Genomic DNA, 18,981 nt, shown 5'->3' on the forward strand with positions numbered 1-18,981 from the left:
ATACAGATATTAAAGAAAGAAAAATCCTGTAAAAACCCAATGATATCAAGGGTTAGAGAGGAAATTGCTTTTCAATAAATAACTGTGTGGAAAATAGACCTTTTTTGTGAACAGCATCCTTTAGCTAAAGGATGTTTTTTATAACAACAGATATGGAAACTATTTTATTCACTATGTTTTTTCTTCTGCAATAGACGGATTTTAAAACTCATAGTATGAAGATTTCTATTAAAAGTATGAATTATTTCCACTGTGGATAAAAATCGTGGTGTTAAAGAGTAAATAACCTGGAAATCATCGTTAATAAAAAAATAAAAGGGATGTTTTTATTAATAAAGAGGATGATATAACAGTCATTGAATATGTTTTCTTTCTTTTGTGGATAAGTATGAAGGTGTTTTTTTAGCCATATTCCGTAGTTATACACAAGAAATATCCTTCATTTGCACTCATTATGTTTATATAGATAGGATAATGGAATGGGAGAGCTGCAAAAATGGGTGTTTGTTTGCACTATTTGTATCAAAAAGAGAGGAGAAGGGAGAGAAAATAAAAAAAAGGCATGCCAAAGAAGCCCCTTATGAAGCTGTAAGTTCGGCAGGGACTTGATCTTGAAGATTTTTTGAAAGCTCTTTTCGAATGAGCGTACGGATTTTTCCACCGTAATTTTCAACGACTTGAGCATCATGGCTGAAGAAGGCCTGTTCAATCAGAGAATAAAGGGCAGACTTCACTCGTTCAATACCATATTCAAAAGAAAGCTGAACCAAATCAGCGATGTCTTCGTTTTGGAATGAAGACATAACAATTCCAGTAGAATCTGTGCTGTGTCCAGATAATTTTACAAAAGTCTCTTCAATAGTACGTCGAATCGCCGCATCGTATTGATCTTTCTTTTCTTGTTTTGACATCTTGCCATTTTTAGCTCCGTCTTTTAAAACAAAGAAAATAGTAGATCCTTGGACAACAGTTTTAAATGCGCTCGTCTGTGTTTCAGCTATTTTTTGCATCATACCTTTGTAGTGAGTATATTTCGGCGTGAAAATTTTATAATCATTAAAGCTAATTTTTGAAGTGTTTTCTCCAGGATTAAACTGACGCTTAATCGTATCGTTGTCATAAACCAATTCTTTGCGCAGCTCTAAGCGAAGGGCATTTACGTTTTCAATTAGAATAAGTTCTTCAAAGCGAGTATATTCTAATTCCATAAACCCAAAGCCGTGTTCTTCAAAATATTGAGGATAGGGAACAATACAAATATTGATTCCTTTGCCGCTGCGAGAATAGGAAATTAATTCTGTTTCCGCTAATACTATATTGTTGTTGCGAACTGTTCGAACTGTACAATCCAAAGCAGCTGCAATCTCTTTTTCAGAAACATCACAAATAATACCTCTTTCATCAACGTGAAGGAAGTGATAAAAAATTAATTGTGAAATTTGAGATTTAGATAAACGGTGATGCTCTGCCACTGTTTTGATTGTAGGGTTCCCATGAGCGTCTAGGTCCATGTGATCTTCAATATCTTTATATTTTTCTACGGTGCTAGACAATTGGCGAATAATTTGTTTTCCAATTTTCGCAAATTCTTTTTTTATCATGAGAATCCCTCCAATCTATTTCATATCAACAATAATTTATTAGGGTAAAATAACAAAGAATACCTTGTGAAAATTATATCAATAAGAAACAGAATCGCAAACGAACGAGTAGTACGCTAAAAACGGCAAAAGGTTCAAAGAATGCTGTCATATCAAGGGATGCAGCGTATAGGTTTTTTAGTACGACAAAAACGGCAAAAGCAAGCAAGCGCCGGCAGAACAGTGTTTGTTACGATCAGTAAAAATCAAAAAAAACTTTATGCGTTTTAGTACGTAAAAAACGGCAAAAGGCTCAGTATAGTACGCCAAAAATAGCAAAAGTGAAGAGTAGTACGCTAAAAACAGCAAAAGTTATCTTGATTTGCCTAAAAAAAGGTAAAAAAATCACTTCTCTGATCGTTGTAAATAACACAATGAATTTCATCAGTACGTCAAAAATGGCAAAAGCTATTTTTAGTACGTGAAAAACGTCAAAAACGACGCAGTAGTACGACAAAAACAGCAAAAGTTTTTGTTTAGTACGTCAAAAATGGCAAAAGCTTTATATATGCTACGAAAAAAATAAAAAATGGGGTTTGAAAAGGCAATAACAAAGGGAAAAGCAAAGTTTAGTACGCAGAAAACGGCAAAAGTAGTGAAAGAGTACGTCAAAAACGGCAAAAGGTAGGATTGTTTTACGGAAAAAAGAGAATAATTAACAATTAATAAGGAATTAAGAGTAAATAAAATGAATGTAGTACGTCAAAAATGGCAAAAGAATCAGAGTGGTACGACAAAAACAGCAAAAGGTAGTAATTAGTACGTCAAAAACGGCAAAAGAAGCAAAGAGGTACGACAAAAACGGCAAAAGCTTCTGGTTAGTACGTTAAAAATGACAAAACTTCCAAACTATGAAATAAAAGTAGAGGGATATTTTGTATTTATAAGCTGAAAGTGGCAAAATATCAAATAAAAAAGGAAGGGAACAATTTACCCTTCCAATGTTTCTCTATGTTCTCCTCCAAAATAGTCTTGAATTTCATAATTTTGAAGAGGAATAAAAGAGATTTCAAATCCTTGAAGTTTTTGCTGATAACTTTGGATCAGTACTTGATTGCTAACAAACTCTGCTAGAGATTCATTAATTAATTTTAGATTGACATCAATTTTCTTTGAACGAAAACGAACTTTTGAAGCAAAATATTGATACGGGTAAAAATGGGTGTAAGACTTCTCTTGTAAATAACAATCTAATCGCTCTTTTTGAAATGCATACAGCAGCAAAGAAGACAGCGAGTTATCTTTAAACTTTTTAATAACATCACTGTAAATTTGTACAAACTGCTGATTTAAAAAGCCTTGATGCGTATCGTCGCTAAATACGATGGTTGCATATCGTCTGCCCGTTACTTCATCGGTTTCAATAACAGCTTTTTGGAAGAAGTTTATCGCAAATTTTGTATCTCTGGAATTTTTCTTCTTCGCTACACCTTCTACGTGATATCTGGCAATTTTCATAATGCGGGCTTCAACCGCTTCGTAGTTTTTTACACCTTTTGAATTATAAATTTCTTTCACGATATCCGCTAAATCAAGCGTCACCGTTTTTTCTTTATAAAACATCTCGTCGCGCTGTGAAAGAGCAAACTGGATAATTTGGGAATCCTTTGGGTCTAAAACCATATTTCGTTTGGAAAGAACCGTTTGATTATCATTCACAGGGATAATGGTGCGAATGAAATATTCTTCATCAACTTTATAGTCATTATATAAAACGACTTCTTGGGAGTTTGTTTTAACTTCCATATTGGTTTTAAGAGAATGACTTTCGTTTGAGAAGATAGGGGCCTCTACCCATGAATTTAATCGTTTATCAATCCAGTTACTCAGATTTCCGTTGTATTTTTCTAATATGATTTCAGCAATTAAAAAAGTAAAGTCCGTGTGAAATGCTTTCTCTATTTGATAATTCATTTTTGAATCTAAATAAGGAAAATCGGTAATGTTTGTTTTTTTACTTTTAGCCCATGTCTCTACTTCTTTTAACTTTATCTTTAAAATATCTTCAGGTTTTTCCACGCCAAACAGCTTTTTTAAGTGTTCGGTATCCACTTTTTTATCCATCACCTTTTTGGCCAATTCAATGTCTTCAAAAATAGGATTAGGCTTTTCTGCTTTAATATCTTTTTTTAACGTTTGCAGCCAGTTTTTCTTATTTGATTGTCTTCTTTTGTAGGCTGGGTTTCGTATTTCCTTAGGATTTATTAATTTATTCTCTAAAACAAACGTATCTTGCAATATATTTAAAATGTAGTCTTCTATAAAATCTTTTTCATTCGAAAAAAACGAATGAGAATCATATAAAAAGTCTATGCACTTTGCTTTGATATTGTCATCGATCGCATCGCTGATTTGTTTAATAAGATAAGGAGAAAAATTAGATGGTTCGTTCATGTTGACCTCCTCTGTATGTATTTAATCTGTAACAATCTTATTATATCTTTTTTGAACGATACTCTAAAGGCTAAAAGGAAAATTCGTTTTTGTGACTGCTGTTTTATATCAAATTAGCCTAACTGGCTATTAGTACATATAAAGGCTTATTGCAAATATAAAATGCCTTCTTTATAGAGCTTGTACAATATAAGTAGGTACTTTAGATGTAAGGAGAGTATTATAGTAGTTTTATAAAAGAGAAAAGCAAAGTACATTCATTGAGTTTGAAAATGGAAAAGTTTATACTTGCCAAGTACACTCTTTTTACAAATAGGGGGAATAAATATGTTGTTAAAACCTAAAGCAATTTTTTTAGATATGGACGGTACGATATTAAATCGCTCCAATAAAGTAAGTATTCAAACAAAAGAAATCATTGACGAATTACGAAAACAGGGAATTTTTGTTTTTATTGCTACGGGAAGAGCGTTTGATGAAATAGAAGAGTTAGTTCCTGAAGGCTTTCAAGTGGATGGATTTATCACGTCAAATGGTATGGCAGGGTACGTAGGAAAAGAATCAGTCTTTCAGCACTCGCTTTCGCTTCAATTGGTGGAAACTATTATTGAAAAAGCAAGAGCGAACAAGGTATACTACGAGCTTTTCCCGTATGGCACATCTCGCGTGACGTTAAAACAAGATCAGTCCTATGTGGAAAATGAAATTAGAGAGCCAAAGCCAGACAGTGTGGAAATTAACGAATGGCTTTCTCGTAAACAAGCGATTAAAGAAGAAATTGACTGGAAAGATTCCGTAGAAGGAAGCGAATTTTCAAAGTTCTATTTCTTTGCAAGAACGCACGAGCATATCGATAAATGGAAAGAGGAGCTTGAAGAACTTAAAAAAGAAATCGACTTTACAACTTCTACTTCATCTAAACACAATGTTGAAGTGATGGTGGCAAACGTAAATAAAGCAACGGGGATTCAGCAAATGCTAAAACATTTTAATTTGCCCGAGCAAGACATTCTAGCAATTGGCGACAGCAATAATGATTTACCAATGTTTCAGTTTGCCAGCTATGCCGTAGCGATGAAAAATGCGCCGGATCATATTAAGGAAATTGTCGATGACGTAACGGAATTTAACTGTGACGAAAACGGCGTATCCCATTATCTTTCTAAATTTTTATTGCAAAAATCTACTAGAAGTAATCCCGTTTTATAAAAATTAATCTATTTCACCACAATGCATTATAACCAGCTCTTCAAAACATCGTCTTTTAGGCGGTGTTTTTAGTATACATAAGATGAAAAGTAAACCGTTCATTATTTTTAGTTATAGCACTCTTAGCTAAAAAGAATAGCTAAGAATAAATCTTCTATAACTTAAAAATTATGTTATAAACAACATAATTATATAACTATCCTCGTAACTATCCCTGCAAAACACCTCTCAGCCCTGATGAGTCCCACCATGCCAAAGCATAAAACATTTTAAAATCTAAACTTTTTCTTTTTTTAAACTTTTTATAAAATGCGCAGAAAAGGGATTGTATCTCCGTATATTTAATGCTAATATAACATTTAATGAAAATAGTATAACATATTTAGTTTTATTTTATAATTAGTATGACATAAATCCTTAATTTAATTGTTTTGTTAAAGTGTTTATAATCACAGTGACTAGCACATTTATCTATTCGTTACTATTAAATTATGTATCTTGCAAGCTGCTAGATAAAAAATACTAGCGTTATTAAACTATTAAAATCAAAGAATAGGAAGATTTAATGTGAATAAAAGAAAAATTGTCTATATAGTTTCCGACTCAGTAGGTGAAACGGCTGAGCTGATGGTAAAAGCAGTTTTAACTCAATTTAGTGGAGAAGATATTGAAATTCAAAATACTTCTTACGTAGAAGATGAGCGAAATATTGATAATATCATTGCTGAAGCAAGGTGTAACGAGTCCATCATTGCGTATACTATCGTCATCCCACCTTTAAAACAATATCTTGACCAAAAGGCACAAGAAGAAGGAATTGTAGCCATTGATTTAATGACCCCACTTATGAGTGCCTTTAGCCAAACCTTTAATAAAGAACCTAATCTCCAACCGAGATTAACGAGAAAATTAGACGATAACTATTTCCGAAGAGTAGAAGCAGTTGAATTCGCTGTTAAATATGATGATGGACAAGACTTCAGAGGCATCAAGCGAGCTGATCTAGTGTTGATTGGTGTTTCGAGAACATCTAAGACGCCACTTTCTATGTATTTAGCTCATAAAAGTCTTAAAGTAGCGAATATACCTTTAGTTCCAGAAGTGACTCCTCCTGATGAACTTTTTACTATTCCGAAAAATAAATGTATTGGTTTAGTTATTACACCGGACAAGCTCAATGAAATCCGAAAAGAACGATTAAAAAATTTAGGTTTAGCGTCTCAAGCCAATTATGCCAATGTAGATCGAATCCTTGAAGAGCTGGACTATGCTGAGAAAATTATGAAGCGCATTGGCTGTCCTATTGTTAATGTCTCAGGTAAAGCAGTTGAAGAAACCGCTGAAGTGATATTGAGCATGTTAAAAAAGGACAAGATGAAAGGGTATGTATAAAAATGCCCATTATGTAAGACAGATAACTTGTCAGACATACTTAATCTGTAGAGAGTCAGGTAGAACAGGCGTGTTGCTAAAAGGTGCTTTTTTAAAATATAAAGGATAAGGAAGATTGTGATGAGCAATGTATATAAAAAAACAGACGTTATCTTAATTGGGGCCGGAGTGATGAGCGCAACGTTGGGATCTTTACTAAAAGAGTTAGCGCCGGAATGGGAAATCAAAGTATTTGAGAAACTCGCAGATGCAGGAGAAGAAAGCTCGAATGAATGGAATAACGCAGGGACTGGCCATGCTGCACTGTGCGAGTTGAACTATACATCTGAACAAGCTGACGGATCTATAGATATTACAAAAGCGGTGCGAATTAATGAACAGTTTCAGCTTTCAAGACAGTTTTGGTCGTATCTTGTAAGCAGTAATTTAATTCATAATCCGCGAGAGTTTATTATGCCAATCCCTCATATGAGTTTCGTACAAGGAGAAAAGAATGTATCCTTTCTGAAAAAGCGTTTTGAAGCGCTATCAAATAATCCGTTGTTTCAAGGAATGGAGTATTCGGACCATCCTGAAAAGTTAAAAGAATGGATGCCGCTTGTCATGAAAGGCCGTACATCCCCTGAAGCAATTGCGGCAACTAAAATAGACTCGGGGACGGACGTGAACTTTGGGGCTTTAACTCGTATGTTGTTTACACATCTAAAGAATAAAAGCGTAGAAATTAACTATAACCACAGCGTTGAAAATCTAACACGTAACGCAGACGGCTTGTGGGAAGTGAAAGTACATGATATTCATAGCGGTAAACAGGAATACCACACGGCGAAATTTGTTTTTATCGGAGGAGGGGGCGGAAGTCTGTCTTTACTCCAAAAAACGGGTATTCCTGAGTCCAAACATATTGGAGGGTTCCCGGTAAGCGGATTATTTATGGTATGCAATAACTCCGAAGTTGTAGCGCAGCATCACGGGAAAGTGTACGGGAAAGCGAAGGTTGGTGCTCCGCCAATGTCGGTTCCGCATCTTGATACACGCTATATCGACCGCAAAAAAACACTGCTGTTTGGACCTTTTGCCGGATTTTCACCAAAGTTCTTAAAAACGGGTTCAAATTTGGATTTACTCAGTTCTGTAAAACCGAATAATATTTTAACGATGTTAGCAGCAGGCGTTAAAGAGCTGGGCTTAACGAAATACTTGATTCAGCAGGTGCTGTTGTCCAATGAAAAGCGTATGGAAGAACTTCGCGAGTTTATTCCAAACGCAAAAAGCGAAGACTGGGATATCGTCGTAGCGGGTCAGCGTGTACAAGTAATCAAAGATACGGAAGCCGGAGGTAAAGGCACTCTTCAATTTGGTACAGAAGTTGTGAGTTCAGCTGATGGTTCCGTTGCTGCATTGCTCGGTGCCTCGCCAGGTGCTTCGACTGCCGTTCATGTCATGCTTGAAGTGCTGAAAAAGTGTTTCCCGCAGCATATGAAGAAATGGGAATCAAAAATAAAAGAAATGATTCCTTCTTACGGCTTGTCACTAGTAGAAAATCCAGCGCTTTTTAACGAAATTCATGCTTCTACAGCACAAACGCTTGATTTAAGTGAAAAAGAACTTGTGTACCGATGATTTTAGGCAGCCTTTGATACGTATACTCTATATTAAAAGAGTTTTTTAGATAGTTAAAGCATTTAAACGACATGTGAAATCTATAAGAAAAAATGAGGGAAGTTCGTTATATAACGGACTTCTTTTTATTTATTTCCTTTACTAGCAGAATTTACTTCGTATTCATGATATAATTCTTATTAGTAAGCGTTTACATATAATGGAGTGGAAAATTGGAAAATAGCTATTTCGAGGAGCCGATAAAAGATGATTCTAACTAATACATCTTTACTAACGAAAGAACAAACGATTTTTAACCATACAGGGAATAAAATTAAATTAGAAGACAGAGAGATTGATATTGTTGCTCGATTTGAAGAGCCTCTTGTTCTAGTTTTAGGAAATGTCCTAAGTAACGAAGAATGTGACGAACTTATACAGCTATCCAAAGATAAAATGCAGCGATCAAAAATTGGTGCTGCACGTGAAGTAAACAGTATTCGAACGAGCAGCGGCATGTTTTTTGAAGAAAGCGAAAACGAGCTTGTACATCAAATCGAAAGACGACTTTCTAAAATCATGGGACCATCTATTGAATATGCTGAAGGTCTTCAAGTTTTAAAATACTTGCCTGACCAAGAATACAAAGCGCATCACGATTATTTCACTTCTGCAAGTAAAGCATCTAAAAACAACCGTATTAGTACATTGGTTATGTACTTAAACGATGTCGAAGAAGGAGGAGAAACTTATTTTCCTAAGCTGGGTCTTTCCGTATCTCCGACAAAAGGAATGGCCGTGTACTTTGAATATTTTTATAGTGATGCTGAACTTAATGATCGTACTCTCCACGGGGGAGCTCCTGTTATAAAAGGAGAAAAGTGGGTCGCTACCCAGTGGATGCGCAAACAAAAAATTCGATCGTAAAAACAAAGGTTTGAAGAGCCCTATTAGCTATTGTTAATGAGGGCTCTTATTTATGTTACAAAAAAATAGCAATCATGTTAGCCAGTTATTATATTGAAATATTCACACTTATTCTATTTGTGCGGCTATTCCTTATTCTTATAAGGCGGTAGACGATAAATGTATTTGTAGTGTAAAATATCCTCATGATTAAAAATCTGGATACACGAAAATGAAAAATGTGTTCGAGAGATAAAAATAAAATAAATGCTATTTAAAATAATGACTTTAAAACAGGTAACCAATTTTTATAACAGTTGCACGAAAAAACTCGTGAAAGGTATTTTCACGAGTTTTTGTTTTTAGGTGATTTACACTATTTATAAAATCATTTTACTTTTATATAGTAGATAGGGAACGTGTTAAAGGAGGACCCGGGTTTTGAAAGAAATAAAAGCAATTATTTACGCGATGCTCGCGATGTTTATGCTGCTTCTTACTGGATGCAGCGATGAGCAGGCAAGTCATTCAAGCACATCTTCTGCCGATACAAAACAAGCAGTTCAAGTAGAAGATTCATCAGATCAAGAAGACGATCATAGTCCTTCTAAAGCAAATCGTGAAGATGTAGTAGGTGAGGCGGCTACGGTAGAAAGAGTAGTGGACGGTGATACGCTTAAAGTGAAAAGGCTGAACGGAAAGAGAGATCGAGTGCGACTACTTCTTGTTGATACCCCCGAAACAAAGCATCCCAAACTAGGCGTACAGCCCTTTGGTCCAGAAGCATCTGCTTACACCAAAAAAAGGCTAGAAGGACAGGAAATCACCCTTGAATTTGATGTGCAAGAGCGTGATCAATATGGACGTTTGCTTGCTTATGTATGGATAGACAATGAGCTGTATAATGAAGAGCTGCTAGCAAAAGGGTTAGCCCGCGTAGCAGTATTTCCTCCTAATACAAAGTACGTAGATGAATTTAAGAAAATACAGGAGCAGGCTAGAAAAAGCGAAAAAGGCATCTGGAGTATTGAAAACTATGCACAAGAAAAAGGATACAATACGGATGCTGTAAAAAATCAGTCCTCTTCTAAACAAAAGGATACTCAGTCCGCCAAAAGCTGTGAAGGTAAAATAAAAGGAAATCAAAACTCTAAAATTTATCACGTGCCAACTGGGGCGCACTACAATCAAACCATGAACAACGTCATTTGGTTTTGTACCGAAAAAGATGCGCAAGAAGCAGGATACACAAAAGCAAAAAACTAATAAAGAAATTCAGTAACTGCTGAATTTCTTTTTTTTGAGTTAAGTAAGTATTTGTATAGGAGTGGCTAAATACCATCCAACAAAGAGCGACCAATCCGTATAAGAAGACGCAGTGGCCATATGAGCAGCTGAGGCACTTGTAAAAGAATTTCTGCTAAAACTTCCCATCCACTTACTGTAGTATCTTTCTGCTGACGGCGTTTTTTCATAGTCATCATCCATTCATTTGAAAATATACATTAATTATACAATGAAAGGAAGATTAGGAGTTAATTTTTTCTTTCTTTTCTTTTTCGTGTTAAAGTAGATAGGTAAGAAGGTTTGCTACAAATAACGCAAGCGAAGAGAATAAAGGGAGTTTGAAAATCGTGAAAATAAGGAAAGCAAGAAAAGAAGATGCTTCTGCTGTAACGGAATTACTTTATGACATGCTTGGCAGTATTGCGCGCTCTCACACAGCGGCTACAACGAATGAAGAAGCGCTTTTAAGGCTTAAAGCGTTTATTCTGTCTGAGAAGAATCGCTATAGCTATCATCATATTACAGTCGCAGAAGTCGACGAGAAAGTAGTTGGACTTATGCTTTGCTACGAAGGAAGTATGTTACAAACGCTTTATGAACCAGTTAAGCGTTTTGTACGTGCTAAACTTAATAATCCAGCGTGGGAAATTGATATAGAAACTGAACATGGAGATTATTATATTGACTCTCTATGTGTAGATGAAGCTTATCGTGGAAAAGGGATAGGAACGGCTCTTTTAAATGTAGCCAAGCAAGAAGCCAAAAAGCGTAAGATGTTTTTATCGTTAAACGTTGAATATAATAACGTAGAAGCCAAAAAATTGTATCAGCGTATAGGCTTTCAAGAGCATAAAACCATTTTTATTGATAAAAAACCATTTTTTTATATGAAGACTGCCTGAGCATCTTTACGGTAGTATTTTTTGTGATAAAATGGATATATAAGTAAAATAATAAGAACCAACAGCTCAGCACTTTTGCTGAGCTTTCCTGTAAATCGCGTAAACGTATCAAAATGGAAAGAATCCTACATCCAATGGACCATAAGCAAGCGGTCATGAAAGTATGTTTGCTGATGTGCCACATGAAAGGAGCGTGCATGAACATCAGAGATCTTCCGTTTAATATGAGTTATCGATTTAATGAACAGCTTCGAGAAGTTCCGGTTAACCCACACCAAATGAAGCAGGGAATTATCTATTTAAAGAAACGAGCTCTTGAAGAAGAGGATGAGTGTGCCGCTGCTAAAACATATGGACACATTGGTGTATATGAGCGCATACTTGGGGAATTAACGAGCAGTGAAAGACATCTGCTGCTGGCCATTTATCTATATGACCGACATGCTGATACAATAGGTGAATTTTTGAATACGATCCGGCTTGGACATACATATCACTGGCAAGAACAGTGGGATAAAGCGAATGAAACGTTTCAGCTACTCATGGAACAATTAAAAGCAGATGAAGACCTTCACATATATGAAGACTTTGTCTATCAGCATTATGGAAAATGTTTACTTGATCAGCGGATTGTTTCCAGAGCACATCACTATTTTCAACGCGCGTTAGAAATTCGATTAAAAAAAGGCGATAAAGAATTAATTGAGTCAACTAATTCCTGCATCCGTCTTTGTTTAAATAAATTAAAACATTCCTAGTATACATAAAAGATAAATGACTCATCGCCTTGGTTACACATAATGCATAAACTTTCCGTTTGACAAACGTATGTGAACATATTATAGTCATACATGGCAATTTAAGAATACGTAATATAAAAACTAAACATAAGCGTCTCTTCTCTTTTGGAGAAGGGGCTTTTTTATGTGAATTTTTATGCCGAGGAGGGTTTAATCGATGGGTAAAACAGTAAAAGATGTCATCTTTTTATTAATAGGCTCGTTTGTATTTTCACTTGCAGTTAACATGTTTGTCATTCCAATAGGACTAGGTGAAGGCGGCGTTACGGGTATATCAATTATTTTATATTATACAACGCATCTTTCAACGGGCATCACTAACTTTACTTTAAACGGTATCTTGCTTATCGTAGGGTATAAATTTTTAGAGAAAAAAACCATCGTCTATACGATGATTACGATTATCGCTACATCTATTTTCCTTCACGTAACTGAAGGCTGGGGTCTTCATCTTCATGAAGAACTCATTGGCATGGTTTTTGCCGGTGTACTGCTAGGCGTTGGAATTGGGATGATTTTGCGAGTTGGTGGAACAACAGCAGGTTCAGCCATTATTGCTCGAATTCTAAATAAATTTTTAAACTGGAAAGTCAGTCATGCACTTTTAATTGTTGATTTACTAGTGGTATTGGCTTCTTATTTTATTATTGGAATCGAAAAGCTATTATTTACAATCGTCATGCTGTACATTACAACAAAAGTAATTGACTTCGTTATTGAAGGGTTCGATGCGAAAAAAGCCGTTACCGTTATTTCAAGCAACAAAAACGAAGTAGCGGATCAAATTAATGAACAGCTTGATCGCGGAGTAACGATTCTAAACGGTCGAGGGAACTATACAAAAGAATCAAAAGAAATCTTGTATGTGGTCATTAATAAACAAGAGCTTATTAAACTTAAAAAGCTGATTAAAAAAATTGATGATGAAGCATTTGTGATTGTACACGATGTACGAGATGTAATTGGAAAAGGATTTTTAAGCGCATAAAGCTGTGGTTCTTGGCAATTTTTTCTGACGTTGGTGTTCTCCGAAAAAGTATGATATAAGTGTGTCTAGAGACAATTCAATATACGAAAGGAAGAACCCATATGCGTAATAAAAGGCATGTAAAACGTCTTCTTCAACGTCGAATTCGTTCTTTACGATACGTTGTCTTGATTTTATTTACGATACTGATCTTAAAGTACGTTAGTGAAATTATGTAACTTTTTTGTATGAGTCTTATCGCTCATTTGGAGTGCTTTTTCTTTTAAATTAGTAAACCAATTTGTATAATAGGTTTTAAGAAGGAGGAGTTCCATGAGCATTCCCAAACCATTAGTTCAGCTTAATCAACTCTTTATCGTTATAACGGTTTTGATCGCTTTACTTGTGGCAAAGTGGCTTTTACTTTTGCCTTTTCTTGTTGGAGTAGTCACACTTGCAACAAAGCGTAATCCCGTGATTATGGCAGGGAAAACGCTTCTCAAAAAGCCTGCTTCTTCTTATCAAATGGAAGACCGGGATCAGCAGCTTTTTAACCAATGGATTGCAACGATATGTATGGGGGTTGCTTTCATTTCATTTTTAATGGGTTATACGCTTGTCGGCTATGTATTTAGTATAATGGTGATTCTTGCTGCGGGTGTAGCACTGATGGGATATTGTATAGGCTGCACGATTCGTTATCGATATATGATGTGGAAATATAAAAGAAAAAAACACGCTGCATAAACAAAGCCTCGCGAAGGCTTTGTTTTTTTATGCTCATTTGTATGCGTTATCAATAAATTTAATCATCATAACGGGTGAAAACAAGTGTTAGAGCGTCTATATCCTTTAAAAACCTTTGTTGACAAAGTAAGGTAAACAAATTAAACTTTTTATGATAATAATAATCGTTACGATTTAAAGGAGGTAAGTTATAGTTAGAGACCGTACATAAAAGAAAGATAGTTTTGAATAAAGGAAGGGTTTATATGAAAAAAAGGATAAGTCTGCTATGCTTAACGCTTGCTGCGATAGGTCTGCTAGCGGCATGTTCGAGTAACTCTGCGAGTACCGAAGAAAAGAGTAAAAAGAAATCACTTACTTTTGTATCGAATTTTCCAAGTGATACGCTCGATCCACAGTTAAATTATACAACTGTACGAGCCGGTATTGCCGAAACGTTAGTAAAAGTTAATGAGCAATTACAGATTGAACCGTGGCTTTCGAAAAAATGGAAAACAGAAGATGATGGGACGACCTGGGTATTTGAGATTAGAGACGGGATTACGTTTCAAAATGGCAAGGATCTAAATGCTGAAGCTGTGAAACATTCGTTAGAAAGAACGATAAAAGAAAGCGAAGCAATGAAAATTGCACTTAAAATTAAAGAAATGAAAGCCAGTGGCCAAATCTTAACCATTACGACAACAGAGCCGCTTGCCACGCTGCCTTCTGAACTTGTTCATCCAAACACAGCAATTATTGATGTAGATGCTCCAGATACAAAAAGTAAACCCGTGGGAACAGGGCCATTTAAAGTAGCTTCGTTTAAACCTGATAATGAAATGAAAGTAAAAAAATATAAAGAATACTGGGGCGGGGAACCAAAATTGGATGAAGTTGTGTTAACATTTAATGATGATGAAAATGCACGAACGTCCGCTTTGCAATCAGGTGAAGCCGATATTGTGTACCGTCCGGCTATTGAAAGCTTAAACACGTTAAAAAAAGATTCTTCAATTGTAGTAGATATACAGCCGAGCCTGAGAAATCAAATGCTTTTCTATAATTCAAGACAAGAAGCGTTTAAAGATAAAAATGTGAGAAAAGCGTTTGGTGTATTATTAAATCCAAAAGATGTTGTCGATACAGCGCTTGCAGGTCAAGGATCCCCTGCAAATAGTCCATTTTTAAAGAGTTTAGATTTTTCGAACGATCAAAAAACGAAAACCTATGGACCAAGTGAGGCTCAAAAATATTTAGAAAAAGCCGGTTATATACTCAAGGATGGAAAAGCAATAAAAAATGGAAAACAGCTTTCCTTTAAGCTTGTTACATACCCTTATCGTCCAGAACTGCCTTTAATGTCACAAATGCTTCAGTCAGAAGCAAAAAAAATTGGTGTGAAAATAGACATTCGACAAGTGGAAAATATGGACGAGTATATGACAACAAAAAATGATTGGGGAATCGTTACATACAGTCTAGTAACCGCGCCGCGAGGAGATGCAGGATATTTCTTTAATGCTCTTTACATGGAGGGAGGAGCATTTAATGTAGGTCATTTTCATGAACCAGCATTAACTTCCATTATTAATAAACTCAATAAAACCGTTGATCAAAAAAAGCGCAATAAGTTAGCAAGACAAGCCGGAGAAATAGCAGAAAAGGAAACGCTGCACTCTTCGATTGTTCATCCGAATAATTTTGTAGCCTATAGAAAAAATGTAGAAAATTGGGTTACAACTAAAAGTGAATACTATGTGATAACAAAGGATTTAGATGTGAAATAGATATGAAATTAATTGGTAAAAGAATAATAGAATTACTCATTTTTTTAGTTATCCTATCGTTTCTCAGCTTTGTTTTGATGAAGCTGGCTCCAGGAGACCCAGTTAAGCAAATGCTCCGCGTAGATGACGTGGCAGTTTCTGAGGAACAAATAAATAGTTTGCGAACAGAGCTAGGGTTTAATGAACCTGTATATATTCAATATGTAAAGTGGCTGAAGCGCTTTTTTCAGTTTGATTTAGGGTCTTCGTATATGACAAAAGAGCCTGTCATTGATGAATTAGCCGTGAAGTTTCCGGCTACGCTGCGCTTGACGGCTGCATCTTTGGTTGTGATGCTGCTAATAGCTGTGCCACTCGGAACGCTGTCAGCACTATACCAGAATAAGTGGATTGATTATCTCAGCAGAAGTGTGTCCTTAATTGGAGCATCTATTCCCAGCTTCTGGCTCGGTCTTTTGTTTATACAGCTGTTCTCCGTGCGTCTTCAATGGCTTCCTTCAATGGGGACAGGCACAGCAGCTCATCTTGTGCTGCCTTCTTTAACGCTTGGTTTTGCCATGTCCGCTGTGTATATGCGAATGGTTAGAGCTAGTCTGCTAGAAGGACTGAAACAAGATTTTGTACGATCCGCTCGAGCAAGAGGAATAAGTGAAAGCCGCATTTTTATTTTTCACGCGTTCCGGTATAGCTTAACGCCCATCCTTACCATTTTAGGGACGAGCTTAGGCAGTTTGCTTGGAGGAACGGTCATTATTGAAGTGCTTTTTGCTTATCCTGGCATTGGAAAATTAGTTATTGATGCGATTATGAATCGTGATTATCCTGTGATTCAAGGGTATATTTTGTGGATGGGCCTGTTTGTTGTGTTAATTAATTCACTTGTGGATTTGAGCTACAAATATGTAAATCCCCAGCTCTATGTAAAGGGAGGGGATAAAACGTGAAAAAGCCGCAGCTTCCTTTTGTAGTGATAAGCGTTTTTGGTATTGCGCTTATTTTATTTTGTCTGTTTGGAAGTCAGCTAACACCGATGGATCCCACACAAGTCAATATGCAAGACCGGCTTCAAAAATCCACCGGTGATCACTGGTTAGGAACTGATCACTTAGGCAGAGATCTCTTTTCACGAATCGTAGCTGGAGCTCAGACTACAATTGGGACTAGTTTTCTTGTCTTAGCTCTTTCTCTTTTGATTGGAGTACCTGTTGGCTTAGTTTCAGCGTATATTGGAGGAAAAATAGACCGCTTTTTAATGAGAATTGTAGACGCTTTTTTAGCTTTTCCTGACTATATTGCAGCCATCGTCTTAAGCGGACTGTTAGGGCCTGGATTATTGAACTTAATTGCTGCGATGGTTATTGTAAAGTGGGTTGGTTATGCAAGGGTAGTGCGCAGTATTGTGCTTCAAGAAAAGTCAAAAGAATATGTGCTGGTTGCTAAATTAAACGGAGTGGGAACACTACCTTTAATCCTGCGCCACTTTCTTCCTCATGTGGGAGGACATATTCTTGTTCTTGCTACGCTGGATATAGGGAAAATTATTTTAATGATGGCTTCACTATCCTATATTGGACTAGGGACTCAGCCGCCTACTCCGGAATGGGGAACGATGCTAAATGAAGGCAGGGCCTACTTTTACAATGCTCCGCAGTTAATGTTGATACCAGGCTTGGCCATTATTTTATTTGTGCTGGCGTTTACAGCTTTAGGTGAATATATTCGAGGGAAATATCAAGTTAGTCGGTAAAAGAGGTGATCGTCATCGTTTTAGAAATAAAACATCTAGTCATTCATAATAAAACAAAACAAATTGTAAAAGGCATTTCTCTTAAAATCGAGCAAGGACAGTGGATGGCGCTCATTGGAGAAAGCGGAAGCGGTAAAAGTATCACTGCTGCATCAATAGGAAGGCTGTTGCCGTCAGGTGTCACGCTTAAAGGAGGCTCTATTACTTTTAAGCAGGAAGGATATGTGCCTATCCTTGGCAAAGATATTTCGTATATCTTTCAAGATTATCGAAGCGCTTTTACGCCTTTTTTAACAATCGGAAAGCAGTTTGATGAAACGATTCGTACACATAGTAAACTGTCTAAAAAAGATAGGAAAGTTGCTATTTTTCAGGCTTTAAAAGCTGTGAATTTACCTAATGAACGCGTGTATAAAAGCTATGCTTCTCAGCTGAGCGGTGGACAGCTTCAGCGAGCAGCGATTGCTTTAGCACTGGTGATGAAGCCTGCCTTGATTATTGCAGATGAGCCAACCACTGCTTTAGATAGTGTGGCAGCAGCTGAAGTTCTTCAGCTGCTGCATAAGCTGAAAGAAGAAGCAGGCTGTGCCATTTTATTCATTACCCATGATTTGCGTCATGTGCGGAAATATGCAGACCGAGCAGTCATTATGTTAGCAGGAGAGATCGTGGAAGAAAACAGTATCGAATCTCTTTTTCACGCTCCGGATCACTTTTATACAAAAAAACTGTTTAACGCCATTCCTTCTTTACAGAAAACGCCTGATCGATTGTTAGATACGCAGAAAAAAGTGTTGATATAGGAGTAAGATATGAAAGAAAAAAGTATATTACGCGTCACGCAGCTGGTGAAACAGTATAAAGACGTTAAAGCGCTAAATAATGTTTCCCTGCATATCGATAAAGGGGAATGCTTAGGGGTTGTTGGAGAAAGTGGCAGCGGAAAAAGTACGCTTGTAAAAAGTGTGCTAAGGTTAACAGAGATTCAGCAGGGAGAGGTATGGTTTGCAGAGAAACCTCTTCACCGGTTAAAAGGAAAAAAACTGCAGCAAGCTCGTCTAGGTATGCAAGTTGTATTTCAAAACCCCGCGGCTTCTTTTAATCCAAAAGTAAAAATCATCGATTCTTTGCTCGAGCCTTTGCGGCAGCAGCGAACCGTTCCTTCATTTTTATCTCATGTGAGCAGAAACGAAAAAGAAATCGCTTTTTATTTGTTAGAAAAAGTCGGGATTAGCGCAGAATATGCGTTGAATTATCCTCATGAACTCAGCGGTGGACAGCTTCAGCGTGTAGCGATTGCGCGTGCCATTAGCGTAGGTCCGTCTCTGGTACTATTAGACGAGCCAACAGCGAGTCTTGATGTTACGGTACAAGCGAAAATTTTAAATTTATTAAAAGATTTGCAAGAGATGTTTCAGCTATCTTATTTGTTTATTTCGCATGATTTAGCAGCGGTAAATTTTATGAGTACCCGCATGATAGTTATGCAGCAAGGTGAGGTTATTGATCAGTTTGAACGTGCAAAGCTATTTGATAAAAACAGACATCCCTATACAAAAAAGCTTGTGCGTTTATTTGAATAGAGAGTAAAGCTCTTCGTTTAATATACTAAACGAAGA

17 protein-coding genes are annotated in these 18,981 nt (G+C 36.4%); 14 read left to right on the forward strand and 3 right to left on the reverse strand.

Features of this window, described 5'->3' with window-relative positions; all coding sequences use genetic code 11:
- Positions 1 to 578 precede the first annotated feature (578 nt).
- Together AC1D0Y_RS20585 and AC1D0Y_RS20590 are read right to left on the reverse strand one after the other, a co-directional pair.
- Positions 579 to 1,601 carry a hypothetical protein gene (locus AC1D0Y_RS20585; RefSeq protein ID WP_098332883.1) on the reverse strand — a complete coding sequence of 341 codons (1,023 nt, stop codon included), beginning with the start codon at positions 1,599 to 1,601 and terminating at the stop codon, positions 579 to 581.
- Positions 1,602 to 2,570: 969 nt separating this feature from the next.
- On the reverse strand, positions 2,571 to 4,034 hold the full coding sequence (locus AC1D0Y_RS20590) for a hypothetical protein (protein WP_028409018.1): 1,464 nt from the start codon (positions 4,032 to 4,034) through the stop codon (positions 2,571 to 2,573).
- A 327-nt stretch (positions 4,035 to 4,361) separates the two neighbouring features.
- On the opposite strand from AC1D0Y_RS20590, the gene AC1D0Y_RS20595 reads away from it, so the two are divergent.
- The 5 genes from AC1D0Y_RS20595 (at position 4,362) to AC1D0Y_RS20615 (ending at position 10,409) form a co-directional block, all read left to right on the forward strand.
- Entirely contained in the window at positions 4,362 to 5,243 is an 882-nt protein-coding gene (locus AC1D0Y_RS20595) for an HAD family hydrolase (RefSeq protein ID WP_060746856.1), read from the forward strand.
- A gap of 567 nt (positions 5,244 to 5,810) precedes the next feature.
- Positions 5,811 to 6,635, forward strand: a complete 825-nt coding sequence (locus tag AC1D0Y_RS20600; RefSeq protein ID WP_060746855.1) for a pyruvate, water dikinase regulatory protein — start codon at positions 5,811 to 5,813, stop codon at positions 6,633 to 6,635.
- Positions 6,636 to 6,755: 120 nt separating this feature from the next.
- A complete protein-coding gene (locus tag AC1D0Y_RS20605; protein WP_477707879.1) occupies positions 6,756 to 8,258 on the forward strand; it encodes a malate:quinone oxidoreductase in 1,503 nt (500 codons plus the stop codon).
- Between the two features lie 246 nt (positions 8,259 to 8,504).
- A complete protein-coding gene (locus AC1D0Y_RS20610) occupies positions 8,505 to 9,164 on the forward strand; it encodes a 2OG-Fe(II) oxygenase (RefSeq protein WP_013057538.1) in 660 nt (219 codons plus the stop codon).
- 420 nt (positions 9,165 to 9,584) lie between these two features.
- Complete coding sequence (locus AC1D0Y_RS20615; RefSeq protein ID WP_060746853.1) at positions 9,585 to 10,409, forward strand: thermonuclease family protein; 825 nt, start codon at positions 9,585 to 9,587, stop codon at positions 10,407 to 10,409.
- 65 nt (positions 10,410 to 10,474) lie between these two features.
- Here the strand turns inward: AC1D0Y_RS20615 and AC1D0Y_RS20620 are convergent, their stop codons facing one another.
- Positions 10,475 to 10,618, reverse strand: a complete 144-nt coding sequence (locus AC1D0Y_RS20620) for a hypothetical protein (RefSeq protein WP_153254062.1) — start codon at positions 10,616 to 10,618, stop codon at positions 10,475 to 10,477.
- 159 nt (positions 10,619 to 10,777) lie between these two features.
- Here AC1D0Y_RS20620 and AC1D0Y_RS20625 point away from each other — a divergent pair, with 159 nt between their 5' ends.
- The 9 genes from AC1D0Y_RS20625 to AC1D0Y_RS20665 all read left to right on the forward strand — a co-directional run bounded on the left by AC1D0Y_RS20625 (position 10,778) and on the right by AC1D0Y_RS20665 (position 18,945).
- Entirely contained in the window at positions 10,778 to 11,332 is a 555-nt protein-coding gene (locus AC1D0Y_RS20625; protein ID WP_013057535.1) for a GNAT family N-acetyltransferase, read from the forward strand.
- A gap of 197 nt (positions 11,333 to 11,529) precedes the next feature.
- Positions 11,530 to 12,090, forward strand: coding sequence for a hypothetical protein (locus tag AC1D0Y_RS20630; RefSeq protein WP_477707880.1), 561 nt, complete (start codon positions 11,530 to 11,532; stop codon positions 12,088 to 12,090).
- 199 nt (positions 12,091 to 12,289) lie between these two features.
- Positions 12,290 to 13,120 carry a YitT family protein gene (locus AC1D0Y_RS20635; RefSeq protein WP_060746851.1) on the forward strand — a complete coding sequence of 277 codons (831 nt, stop codon included), beginning with the start codon at positions 12,290 to 12,292 and terminating at the stop codon, positions 13,118 to 13,120.
- A gap of 312 nt (positions 13,121 to 13,432) precedes the next feature.
- Positions 13,433 to 13,846 (forward strand): DUF4395 domain-containing protein, encoded by a 414-nt coding sequence (locus AC1D0Y_RS20640; protein WP_060746850.1) that lies wholly within the window; start codon positions 13,433 to 13,435, stop codon positions 13,844 to 13,846.
- A gap of 245 nt (positions 13,847 to 14,091) precedes the next feature.
- Positions 14,092 to 15,615: a nickel ABC transporter substrate-binding protein gene (nikA, locus tag AC1D0Y_RS20645; RefSeq protein ID WP_060746849.1), complete on the forward strand. Its 1,524-nt coding sequence runs from the start codon at positions 14,092 to 14,094 to the stop codon at positions 15,613 to 15,615.
- A gap of 2 nt (positions 15,616 to 15,617) precedes the next feature.
- Entirely contained in the window at positions 15,618 to 16,559 is a 942-nt protein-coding gene (nikB, locus tag AC1D0Y_RS20650) for a nickel ABC transporter permease (RefSeq protein ID WP_060746848.1), read from the forward strand.
- On the forward strand, positions 16,556 to 17,362 hold the full coding sequence (gene nikC / locus AC1D0Y_RS20655; protein ID WP_028409010.1) for a nickel transporter permease: 807 nt from the start codon (positions 16,556 to 16,558) through the stop codon (positions 17,360 to 17,362). The genes nikB and nikC overlap by 4 nt, the downstream gene beginning before the upstream one ends.
- 5 nt (positions 17,363 to 17,367) lie before the next feature.
- Positions 17,368 to 18,165 (forward strand): ABC transporter ATP-binding protein, encoded by a 798-nt coding sequence (locus tag AC1D0Y_RS20660; RefSeq protein WP_060746847.1) that lies wholly within the window; start codon positions 17,368 to 17,370, stop codon positions 18,163 to 18,165.
- A gap of 9 nt (positions 18,166 to 18,174) precedes the next feature.
- A complete protein-coding gene (locus AC1D0Y_RS20665) occupies positions 18,175 to 18,945 on the forward strand; it encodes an ABC transporter ATP-binding protein (protein ID WP_060746846.1) in 771 nt (256 codons plus the stop codon).
- The last annotated feature ends 36 nt before the right edge of the window (positions 18,946 to 18,981 follow it).

This window comes from Priestia sp. P1_B12_1 (assembly GCF_056406695.1).